Annotated in this window: 18 protein-coding genes; 10 read left to right on the forward strand and 8 right to left on the reverse strand. The window is 40.0% G+C overall.

The window, feature by feature from the left end:
- Positions 1-103: 103 nt before the first annotated feature.
- The 4 genes from ACFSBH_RS05290 to ACFSBH_RS05305 all read left to right on the forward strand — a co-directional run bounded on the left by ACFSBH_RS05290 (position 104) and on the right by ACFSBH_RS05305 (position 4504).
- A complete protein-coding gene (locus ACFSBH_RS05290) occupies positions 104-451 on the forward strand; it encodes a DUF485 domain-containing protein (protein ID WP_379596419.1) in 348 nt (115 codons plus the stop codon).
- Positions 451-1986, forward strand: coding sequence for a solute symporter family protein (locus ACFSBH_RS05295; protein WP_379596404.1), 1536 nt, complete (start codon positions 451-453; stop codon positions 1984-1986). The genes ACFSBH_RS05290 and ACFSBH_RS05295 overlap by 1 nt, the downstream gene beginning before the upstream one ends.
- A 74-nt stretch (positions 1987-2060) precedes the next feature.
- The gene (locus ACFSBH_RS05300) at positions 2061-3776 is read left to right on the forward strand and encodes a sulfate adenylyltransferase (protein WP_379596406.1); all 1716 of its coding nucleotides are present in this window, start codon (positions 2061-2063) and stop codon (positions 3774-3776) included.
- 137 nt (positions 3777-3913) lie between these two features.
- Positions 3914-4504 (forward strand): hypothetical protein, encoded by a 591-nt coding sequence (locus ACFSBH_RS05305; protein ID WP_379596408.1) that lies wholly within the window; start codon positions 3914-3916, stop codon positions 4502-4504.
- Between the two features lie 54 nt (positions 4505-4558).
- Here ACFSBH_RS05305 and ACFSBH_RS05310 read toward each other — a convergent pair whose 3' ends face one another.
- Positions 4559-6631, reverse strand: coding sequence for a catalase (locus ACFSBH_RS05310; protein WP_379596410.1), 2073 nt, complete (start codon positions 6629-6631; stop codon positions 4559-4561).
- Between the two features lie 134 nt (positions 6632-6765).
- On the opposite strand from ACFSBH_RS05310, the gene ACFSBH_RS05315 reads away from it, so the two are divergent.
- Both ACFSBH_RS05315 and ACFSBH_RS05320 read left to right on the forward strand, forming a co-directional pair.
- On the forward strand, positions 6766-6948 hold the full coding sequence (locus tag ACFSBH_RS05315; protein WP_251511888.1) for a hypothetical protein: 183 nt from the start codon (positions 6766-6768) through the stop codon (positions 6946-6948).
- Complete coding sequence (locus tag ACFSBH_RS05320) at positions 6945-8357, forward strand: amidase (protein WP_251511889.1); 1413 nt, start codon at positions 6945-6947, stop codon at positions 8355-8357. The genes ACFSBH_RS05315 and ACFSBH_RS05320 overlap by 4 nt, the downstream gene beginning before the upstream one ends.
- 209 nt (positions 8358-8566) lie before the next feature.
- Here the strand turns inward: ACFSBH_RS05320 and ACFSBH_RS05325 are convergent, their stop codons facing one another.
- The 4 genes from ACFSBH_RS05325 to ACFSBH_RS05340 all read right to left on the reverse strand — a co-directional run bounded on the left by ACFSBH_RS05325 (position 8567) and on the right by ACFSBH_RS05340 (position 10572).
- Complete coding sequence (locus tag ACFSBH_RS05325; protein ID WP_251511890.1) at positions 8567-8752, reverse strand: type Z 30S ribosomal protein S14; 186 nt, start codon at positions 8750-8752, stop codon at positions 8567-8569.
- A gap of 85 nt (positions 8753-8837) precedes the next feature.
- Complete coding sequence (locus tag ACFSBH_RS05330; protein WP_251511891.1) at positions 8838-9974, reverse strand: zinc-dependent alcohol dehydrogenase; 1137 nt, start codon at positions 9972-9974, stop codon at positions 8838-8840.
- A 21-nt stretch (positions 9975-9995) separates the two neighbouring features.
- The gene (locus tag ACFSBH_RS05335; RefSeq protein WP_251511892.1) at positions 9996-10355 is read right to left on the reverse strand and encodes a spore coat protein; all 360 of its coding nucleotides are present in this window, start codon (positions 10353-10355) and stop codon (positions 9996-9998) included.
- 10 nt (positions 10356-10365) lie between these two features.
- Positions 10366-10572 carry a spore coat protein gene (locus tag ACFSBH_RS05340; protein ID WP_251511893.1) on the reverse strand — a complete coding sequence of 69 codons (207 nt, stop codon included), beginning with the start codon at positions 10570-10572 and terminating at the stop codon, positions 10366-10368.
- A 167-nt stretch (positions 10573-10739) separates the two neighbouring features.
- Here ACFSBH_RS05340 and ACFSBH_RS05345 point away from each other — a divergent pair, with 167 nt between their 5' ends.
- From ACFSBH_RS05345 to ACFSBH_RS05360, 4 genes are all read left to right on the forward strand, one after another.
- Positions 10740-10946 carry a hypothetical protein gene (locus tag ACFSBH_RS05345; protein WP_251511894.1) on the forward strand — a complete coding sequence of 69 codons (207 nt, stop codon included), beginning with the start codon at positions 10740-10742 and terminating at the stop codon, positions 10944-10946.
- 5 nt (positions 10947-10951) lie between these two features.
- Positions 10952-11239, forward strand: coding sequence for a spore coat protein (locus ACFSBH_RS05350; protein ID WP_285853562.1), 288 nt, complete (start codon positions 10952-10954; stop codon positions 11237-11239).
- Between the two features lie 49 nt (positions 11240-11288).
- Positions 11289-11738: a YndM family protein gene (locus tag ACFSBH_RS05355; RefSeq protein WP_251511896.1), complete on the forward strand. Its 450-nt coding sequence runs from the start codon at positions 11289-11291 to the stop codon at positions 11736-11738.
- A 272-nt stretch (positions 11739-12010) separates the two neighbouring features.
- Complete coding sequence (locus ACFSBH_RS05360) at positions 12011-13375, forward strand: MATE family efflux transporter (protein WP_251511897.1); 1365 nt, start codon at positions 12011-12013, stop codon at positions 13373-13375.
- Positions 13376-13407: 32 nt separating this feature from the next.
- Here ACFSBH_RS05360 and ACFSBH_RS05365 read toward each other — a convergent pair whose 3' ends face one another.
- The 3 genes from ACFSBH_RS05365 to ACFSBH_RS05375 are packed head-to-tail and all read right to left on the reverse strand — an operon-like array spanning position 13408 to position 15408.
- Positions 13408-14163, reverse strand: a complete 756-nt coding sequence (locus ACFSBH_RS05365; RefSeq protein WP_379596415.1) for a hypothetical protein — start codon at positions 14161-14163, stop codon at positions 13408-13410.
- Position 14164: 1 nt separating this feature from the next.
- On the reverse strand, positions 14165-15034 hold the full coding sequence (locus ACFSBH_RS05370; RefSeq protein ID WP_251511899.1) for an ATP-binding cassette domain-containing protein: 870 nt from the start codon (positions 15032-15034) through the stop codon (positions 14165-14167).
- Positions 15031-15408, reverse strand: coding sequence for a GntR family transcriptional regulator (locus tag ACFSBH_RS05375; protein WP_251511900.1), 378 nt, complete (start codon positions 15406-15408; stop codon positions 15031-15033). Before ACFSBH_RS05375 ends, ACFSBH_RS05370 begins: the two co-directional genes overlap by 4 nt.
- Positions 15409-15618 lie beyond the last annotated feature (210 nt).

Below are 15618 nucleotides of genomic sequence, written 5' to 3' on the forward strand. Positions count from 1 at the left end.
TAAGCGCTTTCAGTGAGGGGAGGTCTATCGGAAGGTAGTAAAGCATACGGGTAGCGGCGATTCGGGAATTTATAATCTCAGGAGAATGGAGAGGGTGGCTAATATGAATACACAGCCAATTAAGGTTGAAAAAGATAATAAGGAATCTATTGATTTCGTTAAGGTAGAAGAAAGTAAGGAATTCAAATCCTTTATGAAGAGTAAGAAAAAGTTTATAGTTCCTTGGACGATTTTCTTTCTGATTTTTTACTTTACGCTTCCAATTCTCACTTCATATACAACGTTTCTTAATTCATCATTTTTCGGTGATATATCATGGGTGTGGGTGTTTGCAATTGCCCAATTCGTCATGACATGGGTATTGTGTACACTATACGTCCGAAAAGCGAATCGATTTGATGAGATGGCAGAGGATATTATCGATGAACAGATAAAGGGAGGTAATAGTTGATGGATGCAACAGTTATTATTCTTTTCTTAGCTATCGTCATACTAACCCTTGTCATCACCTATTACGCAGCTAAACGTACGAAAAGTACCGGAGATTTTTATACAGCCGGTGGTGGATTAACCGGCTGGCAAAATGGTTTAGCGATTGCCGGAGATTATCTATCTGCTGCATCGTTCCTCGGAATTGCCGGAATGATTGCACTGAATGGTTTTGATGGATTTTTTTATAGTATCGGATTTCTAATCGCTTATTTGGTTGTCTTATTCCTGGTAGCGGAGCCGCTACGGAATCTTGGGAAATATACTATTGCCGATATGATTAATTCCCGTTTTGATGCGAAAAAAATTAGAGGGGCCGCGGCACTAAGTACAATCACGATTGTCTTATTCTACATGATTGCTCAACTTGTTGGTGCAGGTGCATTAATTCAATTGCTGTTTGGAATCGATTATTGGATTGCAGTATTGATCGTCGGAGTCATGATGACGATTTATGTATTATTTGGGGGAATGATTGCGACTAGTTGGGTGCAGATTACTAAAGCCGTTCTTCTTATGGCTGGGATGGTAGTCATATCTTTCCTCGTTTTAATGAAATTCAACTTTAATATTTCATCCATGTTTACAGCTGTTAAAACTGCGACAAATCATGGTGCTGACTATTTGAAGCCAGGAATTCTTTATACAGAGCCACTAGGCACGATATCATTAATGCTTGCTCTTGTTCTTGGTACAGCGGGATTACCACATATCCTTATGCGTTTCTTCACCGTTAAAGATGCAAAAACTGCAAGAAGCTCGGTGATTACTGCGACATGGACGATAGGACTTTTCTATATTTTAACGTTATTCTTAGGTTTTGGTGCAGCAGCATTCGTTGGGCAAAATTCGATTCTTGCTGCTAACCCAGGTGGAAACATGGCAGCACCGTTACTTGCACAGGCAATTGGGGGAGACATGCTATTCGCATTTATTTGTGCGGTAGCATTTGCAACCATTTTAGCAGTAGTGGCAGGTCTCGTTTTATCTGGTGCCTCCGCATTTGCTCATGATATTTATGGCCAGATCATTAAAAAAGGAAAAGCGACCGACCGTCAGCAAATGTTGGCAGCCCGCAATGCGTCGTTGGCTGTATCAGTCATTTCCATCCTTCTTGCACTAGGAGCACAGTATTTGAACGTAGCGTTTCTTGTGTCCTTAGCATTCTGTATAGCAGCGAGTGCTAACTTGCCAGTTATTCTCTATACGGTATATTGGAAGCGTTTCAATACAACTGGGGCCGTATCTGCACTTCTTACCGGATTATTGTCAGCACTCATCTTAGTCTCGATGAGTCCAAGTGTATTTTCACCAGTAGAGGGAGCGGCACTATTTGTTGGTGAACCGATTTTCCCTATTTCCAATCCGGCGATTGTTAGTGTACCTCTAGGGTTCCTAGCAGGTTATTTAGGAACCGTTTTATCTAAGGAATATGACCCGGTTCGATATGCAGAGGTTAAGGTAAGAGCGAATACAGGTTATAGGGGTCCAAGATAAACGAACTTTTATGCAGGAGATAGAAATAGAAACATAGAATATATTGTATATAGATAAATAGAGGAGGAAGATTTATGAGTCAAAAGGTGTTAGATGATTCAAAAAAGCTTAGATATCCACAACAACCACATGGTGGTGAGTTAGTGAATCAAGTGCTTGCAGGGGAAGAGCTTGAGGCGGCGCTTGAAAAGGCGAACCATTTACCAATGATTATGGTGGACTTGGAAGCCGTCATAACATTAGAAATGATTGCGACAGGGGTCTTATCGCCAAATAAAGGCTTTATGAATGAGGCTGATTATAAATCCGTTCTTACTGAAGGGCGATTAAGCAATGGGGTTGTTTGGCCAGTACCATTAAGCTTTGCACCGATTGGCGATAAAAATAAAGAGATTATCAAGTCTTTAAAAGTCGGTGATGAGATTGCGCTTGCCGATCATTCGAGGCAGCCAGTGGCCATTTTAACGATTGAAGATATTTTTGATTATGATAGAGAATTTCGGGCAGAACAATTATTTGGCACGACTGATCGTGATCATCCGGGAGTAGATTCGATTTACCGGAGAATGGGTGATACAGCACTCGGAGGAACGATTCATTTATTGCGCCGTGTCCATTGGGGCCCGTTCGAAAGTATTCGAATGGAGCCGAAAGAGACGTGGAAACTTTTCTATGAAGAGAAAAAGTTCAATTCCGTAGGTGGATTTATAACTGGGGCAAACCCACTCCATCGCGGTCATGAATATATCCACCGTAATGCACTGGAAGAATTGGATGGGCTATTTGTTCAGCCACTAGTGGAAATGGCAAAACGTGAGTATACCCGCCATGAATTCCGGATGCTTGCATACCGTAGTGTACTCGAGACATATTATCCAAAAGAAAGGACAATTCTTGCTCCACTTCGGGTAACGTATATATTTGCTGGTCCACGCGAAGCAGTACTTCACGCTCTGATTATGAAGAATTATGGATGTACTCATGCATTAATCGGAAGGGACCATGCAGGTATCGGTGATTACTACGATAAGTATGCAGCCCATAATATTTTTGATACGTTCAAACCAGAGGAGCTCGGCATAGACATTCGTTTATTCCATGAAGTATTTTATTGCACACGTTGCGATAGTCCAGCATCTGAATATACTTGCCCGCATGATGATAAGTATCGCATCAATATTTCTGGAACAGGTATCCGTGAGCTTCTACGATACGGTATACTTCCACCGAAAGAAATCGTACGTCCAGAGTCAGCGCGGATTGCAATGCAAGGTATCCAGCCTAAAGGTATTGATGAAAATCAGATGGCAATTAATCCAGTTGGTAAAACGATTAAGAGTATCTTCCCGTTTTACTTGAAGAACGAGCGCCTCGGCGGTGCGAAGCGGAAACAGGAGCTGGAGCCTGAGCAATTGACGATTGAAGACTTAATTGCAGTCACCCGCGACGTCAGGGAGAATGCTGATAGGGTGTACCGAGATATTTATAACGAATTTACTTATGTAACCGATGTCAATCGTTCAGCCCAAGATGATTGGGTGACAGAAGCAAGGGAAACGATCCATCGACATCAAGAAATGGTCGTCGAGAACCTGGAGGAGAAGGTGGAACAAGCGCCAGAGGCTGCTTCTGATGAATTTATGTACCAAGATAAGCAAGAAGCTAAGAAAGAATTGGACGTTGCACGAAAGATATTTGAGGACCTTTCTACACCAATCCAAAAAGACCAGCTAGAGTACCGTACATGGAATACTCTGCCGTATGAGCGTTATCGCGGAAGTGATGAATAGGTATTGTGAAACTGCTTATGAGAAAACTCTCATAGGCAGTTTTTTGTGCAATACTTCTTTTTTAAAATTACTATATTAAAAATATGGTATTATAGCTGTAATTCCAACGTGAGTGGATGACGAATGGGTGAAAGTTTATGTTTACAAAAGAAGAATTAAAACAGGTAATCTCAGGTGAGGCTATAGGGCATGTCTTTCCCTATCATACAAATAATCCTCAAGAAATAGAAGCACATATCCGGCGTTTGTTTTACCATTTAAAACGGATTCCGAACCTTATCATCGAAGCGGAATGGGATCATTTTGGAAGCGGATATGCTTCTTTTGTTGAATTGTACTGTTACCGGAAAGAGGATGTAACTGTATTGGAGGAATGGCGGGACATCCAAGAAATCCAAATAAACGGAATGATTATTAATGTTTGTCGCTTGGCACCGGTAGTTATAATGGGGGAAGATGAACGATCTAGGAAATACAGGAAGAGTACAGGTGAAGTCTTATCAGGTGGGTCGGGAACATTGCTCGATGGATTACACCGCTTGCAGTTAACTGAAAAATTCAAGTGTCTGGAACAGCAAATTATTCAAACTTTAGAGGAATTTGATTATCAAGTGCTTGACCAAAAAGTTGCGGAACTACCTTTAGATTTTCGAACGAGTATTGCGACGCTTTATCGTGATTCACGAGAGTATAAGGTAATGGATGCTTTATTTTATTGGGAAGATTAATTAGGTCAATAAATTAAGTGGAAAGGATATCAAAATTATCCTTTCTACCTTTTATTATGTCCGATCCCAGAAACGCTGTTGTGTGATTGCCGCAACAAAGTCCCGAGCAAAATTAGGGTTATTGTTTGCGAAGACGACTCCGGCTAAGTTGTTTCCAGGTGATGGTTGAATATATGATTGTCCGGTAGAGGCGACCCCTATTGGCTTGTAATGTGTATAAGCCACACGAATATAATCGGCGATATTCGCATTAAATCTATCTTGTGTTTTGGAAGTTCCCCCTACTACATAGAGAGTGTCCATGAGATAAGGGCTGGAAGTCAAGAATGTTTCGTCGACCCGGAGCTTTGTACCACCTGAACCTGTGACCGTTCCTAATGTTTGGCTTATAATTCGGATGACAGTTTGATTTCTTCTCAATTCATTTAGCACGTCATTTACTTCCTGATCATTAAATCCGTCTCCAATCAAAACTCCTACTTTTTGCATCCTCGCATACTTTGGAGTATTTGCCTGACTTAGAGAAGGATAACTTGTTGAGACAGGTACATTATCTCCGCTTGGTCTTCTTACACCGATATTATCAGCAATAATGGACGCCATTTCCCTATCCACATTCACAAGGAGATCGACATTCTTTTGACGGACAGACTCGGTTTTTACTTTTCCAAGCTGAAAACTGAAGGCTTCTATCGTATGTTGTTTCTCCACCGGAGTCAAACTGTTCCAGAATATTCTAGGCTGAGTAAAAAAGTCATTAAATGATGGGCTTCGTCCCCGGATGACATGGCCTTCCACACGTTTCGGATATTCTTTATAACCGCCCTCTTCTGGTGGAGTAACGTACGGTGTGTTGCCAGCTAAGGAGTTATTACGATAATTTATTTGGTCAACGTCAATCCGGTGACGCATAAATCCGCGACGGGTATTGTTATGAAATGGACAAAGTGGACGGTTTACTGGCAATTCATCGTGGTTCGCGCTTCCTAGACGGTGATGCTGTGTGTCACGATATGCAAATAACCTTCCTTGTAGGACGGGGTCATTAGAGAAACCTATTCCAGGAACAACATTCGCAGGATTGAATGCAACTTGTTCCAATTCAGCAAACTCATTATCCACGTTACGATTCAAGGTTAACTTTCCGATTTTTTGAACCGGTATCAATTCTTCCGGCCAAAACTTCGCAGGATCAAGAATATCAAAATCAAATTTAAACTCATCTTCCATTTCAAGCATTTGTACACCAAGCTCGTATTCCGGATAATACCCGAGGTCAATGGATAAACGGAGATCGCGACGGTGATAATCAGGATCTAACCCACCGATTTTTAAAGCTTCATCATTTAGCAAGGAATGAACGCCATCAACCGGCTTCCAAACAAACCTTACGAAAGTTCCTTTGCCTTGGTCATTCATGAATATATACGTATTAATCGACCAAGACTCCATCTCACGATAACTTCTAAGGACACCACGGTCTGACATAATCCAGGTCACCATATGGATGGACTCCGGATTACTTGCTACAAAGTCCCAGAACCTGTCATGGGCACCGGTGGCGGTAGGAATTCCTTCATCCTGCTTATTTTGATATGCATGCATCACATCAGGGAATTTCATTGGATCTTGTATGATTAATACCGGCATGGCAATCGTTGTTAAGTCATAATTCCCTTCCTCTGTGTAAAATTTGACCCCTTTACAGCGTAAATCTCTTGCCGTATCATAAGAACCTTTTGGACCTTGAACCGTTGAGAAGCGGACAATCGTCGGGGTCTTCTTTCCAGCTTCTTGTAAGAAACCTGCCTCTGTCACATGACTCATTGATTGATAACACTCAAACTCACCGTACGCTCCATATCCTCTTGCATGCACCACTCTCTCAGGAATCTCTTCCCGATTGAAATGCCCCATTTTCTCTTGAAAATAAAAATCCTCGGTCAGTTGCGGTCCACGTACCCCAGCCTTTAATGTTTCCGAATCATTGGATACCTTTAGGTTTTGCTTTGTAGTTAATGGATTTCCTGTATCTCGGATCCGGAAATGGTCCAGTTGTTGCTGCTTTGCATTTTCGGCTCTAGGCTGGTCTGTCTGTTTTTTATCTTTTGAAGACTTATCATCCATAGCATACCCACCTTTTTCAATTAATCACCCAATGTTATAGCTATGAATGATAACCTCTGTCTAGAACTAAATTTGCACAATTCAAATAGGCATTCATATAGTATAGCGCGACATCATCTTAAGGGGTTGAAGGTATGGGTGAATTCTTAATAAAGAACAACTTACAAGCACAAGGTTTTCCAGTGATTGAGTCTGATCTTGTCTTTATAAAAGACATATTATTGACGGTACAGAAAGCAGAGCAACCTTTGGCAAATGCTCCGTATTTAAATATGGAAGTTCCCATTACAGTTGTAGATAAGGAGCTATTGAAATGAACGATCTTTCTTTAATGACAGCTAGAGAACTGGGGAAATATATCAAAGGAAAACAGCTTTCGCCAGTAGAACTGACAAAACATATGTTACAGCGTATCAGGCAAATGGACGGGACACTTAGGACATACATTACACCACTGGAGGAATTGGCTATAATTCAGGCAAAGGACGCGGAAAATAAAATTATGAAAGGAGAATATTTAGGACCATTACATGGTATTGGTGTTGGAATAAAGGACAATAAATTTACGAAGGGTATTAGAACGACGGATGGGTCAAAACTTTTTGCAGATTTTTTTCCTAGTGAATCGGCAACTGTCGTGAACAAATTGTTACATGGCGGTGTCATTATGCTCGGTAAACAGAATATGCATGAGCTTGCTGCGGGCTCTACTGGAACTAATCCTTTTTTTGGAACCACTCGTAATCCTTGGAATCTCGAATATATGCCAGGAGGTTCAAGTGGGGGAGGGACAGCTTCTTTAGCAGCTGGGCTGGCTACACTTGCAACAGGCAGTGATACATTCGGGTCCATTCGTTTACCAGCGTCAATGTGCGGGGTGTACGGTTTAAAACCCACTTATGGACTAGTCAGTACCTTTAGAGTTTTCCCTTCCGCATGGTCATTGGACACGGTTGGACCAATGGCGCGATCGGTTGGCGATTTGGCAATTATGCTACAAGTTATGGCAGGATATGACCCGAACGATCCAGCAATTTTACGTGTTCCACTACCTAATTATTCAGAGGCAATCCATAATGATATAAAAGGAATCAAAATTGGGATTCCCACCTACTATGTTAAGGGATTAGATGAGGATATAGCAATGTTGTTTCGAAGGGCAGTCGTCCAGTTACAGTATCTAGGTGCAGAGGTAAAAGAACTGGAGATTCCCGAACTGGAGATGTCCACATTTTCTGGATATTTGACTGTAGGCAGTGAGGCGGCTGCCTTTCACAACGAATGGTTAAAAACACACCCGGAAGATTATTCTCCAGATATTCGTTCATTTTTTTTGGCTGGATCATTAATGGAAGGAAGAAAATATGTTCAAGCACAACAGGCAAGAAGAAGAATGGTTCAAGCATTTGAGAAGGCATTTCAAGAAGTGGATATGTTGCTCGGGCCAACGATACCTATTAAGACTCCAAAATTTCAAGCAAACTGGGTGAAGCAAAATTTAGATGTTGTAAAGCGAACACTGCCATTTACTGTACCGGTTAATTTAACAGGCGTTCCAGCCTTAGCCGTACCTATGGGAATAGATAGCAACGGACTTCCAGCAGGTATGCAATTTATAGGCAGGCATTTATCTGAACAACAATTACTGCAAGTAGGAAATGCATGGGAACAACTGAATCCACTTCAATTTAAATTAAGAGCAGAAACTGATAATAAAACATTATAAGAATTTTTGAGTGATTTTTGTCAAACGGGATACACTATTCTTCGAGGGGAAAATTTTGCGGACAAGATTTTTCCTAACAATAATCGCTAAGTTATGATATATAAACCTGGATAAGCAGTTTAGCAATAAATTGCTTATCCAGGTTTTATTTTGCTTTATGTAAAAAAACGGCGAGAATAAAAATATTCTCACCGTTTTATCTCTATATATTACCAGCTAGCTTTCTTCAAGCCAGGAAGTTGTCCTTTATATGCATATTCACGAAGGCAGATACGACACAATTCAAATTTACGTAGTACACTGTGTGGTCTGCCGCACTGTTTGCAACGGCTATATTCGCGAACTGCAAATTTCTGTGGCTTTTGTTGTTTTACCACTAATGCTTTTTTTGCCATGCGGCATCCTCCTTCTATATAAATATAGAAGAATATTATATCATAACTCTCTCTAGAACGGAACATCCAATATATGGCAATTGCGTTACGGTTTTAAAACTACTTTTATACAATTATCCAGCTTAGCATCGAAAATTTCATATCCATATGCTGCTTCTTCCAAAGGTAGCGGATGGGTAATGATATCACTTAAATCAACCTTGCCATCAGCAATGAGTTTATATAGATGGGGCATGTAATGAATGACGGGTGCTTGACCTGTTCTTAGATTTACGTTGCGCTGAAAGATATCGCCTAATGGGAAGGCGTTGTATCTAGCTGCATAGGCACCAGTAACCTGGATATTGCCGCCTTTTCTAACCGCTTGACTTGCGATAACTAGTGCGCCCATCGAACCACCATGAAGCCTGAGTCCGGTGGCAAGAAATTCGAGGTCACTCATTTTTCCATCCATACCAACACAATCAATGACCACGTCAGCTCCACCTTTAGTGATTTCATGTAAATGGGAACCTACATTTTCATGGTCTTCAAAATTAATTATTTCTACGTTATTCGTCCGCTTCGCATGTTCTAATCGGTATCCAACATAATCTACAGCGATTACTCTTTTTGCACCTTTTAACCAGGCAAACTTTTGTGCCAGTAAACCAACGGGTCCCGCACCAAGAATAACGACTGTGTCTCCTTCTTTCATCCCGGAGTTGTCCACACTCCAATAAGCGGTCGTACCTGCATCAGATAGTAAGAGTAGATTATCATCATCCACTTCACTATCATCGGGAACTTTAAAAGCAGTGAAATTTGCATATGGAACTCTTAAGTACTCTGCTTGTGCACCTGGATAGCCACCAGCTGTCCCGCTGTAACCGAAATATGCACCCATTTCGCCATTATCGTTAGAGTTATCACATTGGCTTTCCAGTTCATGTATGCAGTACCAGCATTCGCCACAACTTATATTGAAGGGAATAACGACCCGATCTCCCTTTTTAACATTTTTAACTTCTGGGCTCGCTTCTTCCACTATGCCCATCGGTTCATGGCCAATAATATAATCTTCCTGAAGGTTTGGTATCATTCCATGAATAAGATGCAGGTCGGAACCGCAAATCGCAGTACTTGTAAGGCGGACGATGATATCATCTGGCTTCTGAATTCTGGGAGCTTCTACATTTTTGACTACTACATTTTTAACTCCTTGATAGGTGACTGCTTTCATCATTTGACTCCTTTCTTACGTTTATTTTGGTGGTGTAGGGAACAGTCCTTTTCGGTTGTTGTTGTCTGGGAAAAGGTTCAATGCAGCTATTTCTATTGCATTCTGAGCTGATTTCAAGTCTAGTATTTGTTGTTCATCCAAGTCATACGGATGAAACCATTTTTTATCGGCCATGAGCTGAATCACTTCAGTTTGGAAATCAATCATAGCTTCCATTTGGTGGTGGAGTGTAGTTCTGAGTTCCGGACTCGTAGTTTCCGTTAAGGCAACGGAATAATTGCGGATTGCTTCTTTCACGGTCAGCAATAAATCTAGTGCGATCGCAGAATCAATCTTTTCGGGCATTCCCACGGCGTTAATTGGATCTAAATAATCATTCATGGTTGTCACCTCACTCCGGACTTTTCTCAGGATATAATCGTTTCAATTCTTTCATATCCATAATCGATGTCTCTACATTTTTTTGCATTAATTTGCGCAATTCCTGGTCAAAGACTACTCCCTGCATCAGCTTGGACTTGAGTAATCCTATAGTCCTCAAGTTCAAAAGTTCATGAGTATCGACAGTTTCATGGTAAGCCAAGTGATCTTTCTCCATATGCATAACCTCCTGATTTAAGTAATCCTACTTTTCCACGAAAATTCCATCCTATACATATTGAATAGGGTTCCTGAAGGCGTTGCTAGATTATGCGATAAAAGAAATTGAATAGTAATGGAGGATATCGCAAAAGCTATGAAAAATGTTTGATTAGAGGTGAAGTCATGAAGAAGAAATTAGCTCTCCATGAAAGAATGGAACTGCAGGAAGTCTTGGCTTTAAAAAATCTAAGTCTAACAAAAGCTGCAGTTATGCAGGGATTAGTGGGATGTGAAGAGCTCAAAAACATTCTTACGATGGAAGTGTCGGCAGGAAAGCAGCATGTCGACCAAATTAATGAATTATTAAAGAGTAGGGAGGTGGTCATGTGACGAATATGCTCCAAAAAATTGCAGGTATGAGCGGAATGACAGATCAAGTAATTGCTCTCGATTTTCTGATTTCATCCAAAGCAGCGGTTAGAAATTTGACCTTTGCTTTAACGGAATCTGTAACCCCTGAGGTACGTACATTGCTCCGTGGTCAATTAAATGATGCTATCCAAACCCATAAGCAAATCAGTCAATACATGATAAAGAAAGGCTACTACCATCCTAGAGATTTCGATAAACAGTTGAAAGTGGAATTAAAGGCATCGAAAGCAGCTTTGAAGTTAGCGAAATAGCAATAGCTCAGTTTTTACTCACAGGCTTGGAATAAAAGGAGGTTTCAACTTGAACAAACACTTGAGAGCATTTTTGATTAAGTTCGTCGGTGCCGTGGCTATATTATATTTGATTTTAGGATTCAGTTTTGGTATGACATTTACGCAAGTGTTGGTTTTATCGATTATCTTAGGGGCGTTGGCATATTTGCTTGGTGATTTATTTATCCTGCCAAAGACAAATAATACAATAGGAACGATTGCAGACTTCGGGCTTGCTTGGGCCGTAATTTACTTGTATATAGAAAATATGACTGCGATTGATAATACCTTTACGGCTTCTTTATTAGCAGCCATCGGTGTAACTTTTTTTGAAATATTTTTCCATCGATATGTGGAGGCCAATGTGTTTCCTGATCAGGAGGAACAAAAATACAAAAGAGGGTTTAACTATCAAACGGAAATTGCAGAGGATTTCGATACGAATCAAATTCATAACAAGAATAAACGAAATCAGTAATAGATTAAGAAAAAAGGAAATTCGCAGGTTGCGTTTTTCCTTTTTATTTTTTGGTTGAAAAGTGCATGGTTTATGATATAATATTCTAATGCAGAAATTATAAAAACAAAAACTCTTACTAATAGGGAAACGAATAGTGGAATATGCTAATGTTGATGTGGGCTGTCGCGGAAGATCGTGGTTTTACGAACTTTTGGGCGGTCTTTTTTGCTGGAAAAGTGTTGCTTATAAATTAGGAGAACGAAATAATCGTAAAGGAGAAACGATTACCATTGAGTGTAAAAACAAATAAATATCAGGAACAGTCACTGTTCAGTATTACATGGCCGCTCTTTATTGAAATTTCTCTACATATGAGTGTAGGGATTATTGCTACTTTGATTTTGAGTGGGTATTCCGATAATGCGGTTGCTGGGGTTGGTGTAGCCAACCAAATTATGAACATATTTATTCTTATTTTTAACGTTACTGCAATTGGTGCAACGATTTTAATTGGGCAGAACCTTGGAGCCGATAATATTAAGGTGGCCCGAAATTATGCAAGATCTGCATTTGGGTTGAATTTCTGGATTGGTATTGCGATGACCATTGTTGTAATTTTATTCGGTGGTATATTTTTAAACTTCTATGGATTGAGCGGGGAAGTTTATGATTTTGCGCACACTTTCTTAGTCGTTACTGGTCTTTCCTTATGTATTGAATCGGTAGCGTTGGCATTAAGTGCGATGCTCAGAAGCTATGGCTATACGAGAGAAACAATGTTCGTGACGATAGTTATGAATATAATCAGCATTATAGGTTTCTTCATTGCTATATATGGTTTTGCCGGCATTCCAGTAACAGGGGTGGTAGGTGTATCTGTTGCGATCATCGTGGCTAGGATATTTCTTGTTTTTGCTCTGTTGTTTTTCGTTTATAAACGTCTGGCGATTAAATTTAATCTGAAAGACATTCTGAAAATAGACAAAACAAATACGAAAAATTTGATGGGTATTGGTATCCCTTCAGCTGGGGAGCAGCTTTCCTATCAGTTTTCACAAGTGGTGATTACAAGCTTTGTAGCAATTATTGGTGATGCCGCTTTAGCAGCTAGGGTTTATATTTTAAATATATCCATGTTCTGTTTCATGTTCTCAATTGCGATTTCTCAAGGTACACAGATCTTGGTGGCTCGTTATGTTGGAGCACAATTGTATGATAAAACATTGAAGCGGGGCTTGAAAACATTAAGAATTGCTTTCCTTGTTTCCCTCGTTATCTCATTAGTTATTGCATTAACTGGGGAGAGTTTACTTGGAATGTTTACAGAGGACCCATTAATTATTGCGGTTGCGGTACCCGTCCTTTGGGCGATTGTATTCATTGAACCTGGTCGTGCCTTTAACATGGTGTTGATGGGATCTCTGAAATCGGTAGGAGATGTAAGATTCCCAGTTGTGATCGGCATAATATCAATGTGGGGGATTGCGGTCGTTTTCAGTTATCTATTTGGTATCCATCTTGGTTTAGGTCTGCTCGGTGTTTGGCTTGCACAAGGAATGGATGAGTGGTTTAGAGGCATTTTCGCGTATCGACGTTGGAAGTCACAGCCTTGGCTGAGAAAGAAATTAGTTAAGCCGAATACAGAATCAGTATAAAAGAAGGGGGATTATCCCCCTTCTTTGTGTGTTTAAATTTTAACTGGTGCTCGTTTCGTTAAGAGGCGGATAAGGAATATAGGTACCAATAGAATGATAAATACGAGAACCAATGCCATGCTTTCAGGCACAGCTTCAAAGATTGAAAAACTCTCAAATAATGGATGGTCCATGGCTATTCTCAAGAAAGAATCCTTTGCTACGATGATTAAAAGTGATATGGCAATGAAGCACAGGCCGCCAATTACTCCTAATCGATAAAAGGCAGTTCCAATCAGCCAACCGATAAGGTAAAATCCAAATATATTGATGCTGAATAAACCTAGTGATAATAAGAGGTTTGCTTCCATATCAACATGGGGAGTAAGAAGGATGCTCTGAAATATATCACCGATGAAATTTGTATCCGGGTCAGGCACAGCATGTAGCATAGATTGTTTTAAGTTACTTAGCACAAGTCCTTCAAAAATGGTAATAACATAAGCAATAATAGGTATTAATATCGATAAGCATATGCTAGCGATGATATTCCCGTAAAAATAGTTTTTTCTAGTTATTCCATTTTCTACAAAGTAGGGAAGGAAGTAAATTGAAATTATCCCTATTACGAGCATATAAACGTTACTTGCAACAAAAGCATGATTATAAAATGTATCGATTTCATCTGCAGAGAATACAAGTCTGACAATATTGACAAGGACGAGTATCCCCAAATACCATAATGTCCAGATGAGCTGTGCTTGCAGTAAATCAAAACCGACTCGTGAGAACGGTATAGGTTTGTTCATCTCAATCCTCCTCCTTTGTGAGTTGAATAAACAAGTCATGCAATGAACTATGGCCGACTTGTAGCCCTTGCTGTTTGGCGCGTTGTTTTTCATCCTCACCGAATGCTCCGTAGAGGGTGACAGAATGTGTATCGCCTAATTGTTCGTGGTGAATAATATCTTTTCCGTTGCTGAAAGTATCCACTGCCTGCTTACTTCCAATTAGTGTGACTCCCCGTGATAATAATTCTTCATATGATTCGTGGAGCAATAGTTTTCCGTCCTTTATGATCAGTACATCATCGAATAAATAATCCATTTCTGATACGAGGTGTGTGGATAGAATCATAATGCGAGGGTGCAGTTCTTGTTCTTTTAGCAGTTCTTTATAAAATAAATCTCGAGCCGGAGCATCCATACCAAGATAAACCTCATCAAATATCGTAATTGGAGTTCTGCTTGCTAGTGCTACAATCACATTGAATATCGATTGCTTTCCTTTTGATAGTTTAGATAATGGTTTCTTCAAATCCAGTTTGAATTTTTCGGCGAGTTGCAATGCGTAGTCGTAATCAAAATTCGGACGGTATCGATTGGAATCCTTCAACAAGGACTTGGCATTTTCTGTTTCACTGCTGAAATCTTTACTGTACATAAAAGTTACCTGCTGCATCACTTCTGCATTTTCAAAGGGAGCTTCACCTTTTATCAATAATTCGCCTGAAGTTGGTTCACGGAAGGAGCCGATAATGGAGAGAAGCGATGTTTTACCCGCACCATTTCTACCCAATAGACCATAGATTTTAGGTTCATTGATCTCGAAATTAATATCCTTCAGAACATGCTCATGACGTCCATAAGCGAAGTTGAGATTTCTAGCGACTATATTCATTCTTTTTCACTTCCTTTTACTTGCTTGATAAACTTCAAAATTTCTTCATCGGTTATTTCTAATTTCTTAGCTTCCTGTACAAGGTTCACAATATGATCCTCAATGAATAATTGGCGTCGTTTGACGAGAAGTTTTTCCCTAGCTCCTTCTGAAACGAACATTCCAATCCCTCTTTTCTTATAAAGAATTTCTTCTTCCACAAGCTGATTAACTCCTTTTGAGACGGTCTGGTGATTGATTTTAAAAAAATTTACAAGTTGATTTATTGAAGGCGCCTGGTCACCTGCTTGTAATTGTTTATTGATGATTTGATCTTCAATCTGCTCACGAACTTGAAGATAGATGGGTTTATCTTCGGTGAATATATTTCTCATCGGCCGACCCTCCTTTAGTCGTTCTATGGTATTACGGTGTTACACTCATGTGTATAACTATAATAGTGGATGAGTTTATTGTCAATAGGCATACAAAGAAAAAAATAGAGGCTGGGACATAACTAGCCGAAAACAGTAATTAAAAAGGATCCAAGCAATCAAAACTTTGCTAGGATCCTTTTTTGAGTCAAATTTATCATTATCGGTCTT

Source organism: Oceanobacillus luteolus (assembly GCF_042678205.1).
Taxonomy (GTDB): Bacteria; Bacillota; Bacilli; order Bacillales; family Amphibacillaceae; genus Oceanobacillus; species Oceanobacillus luteolus.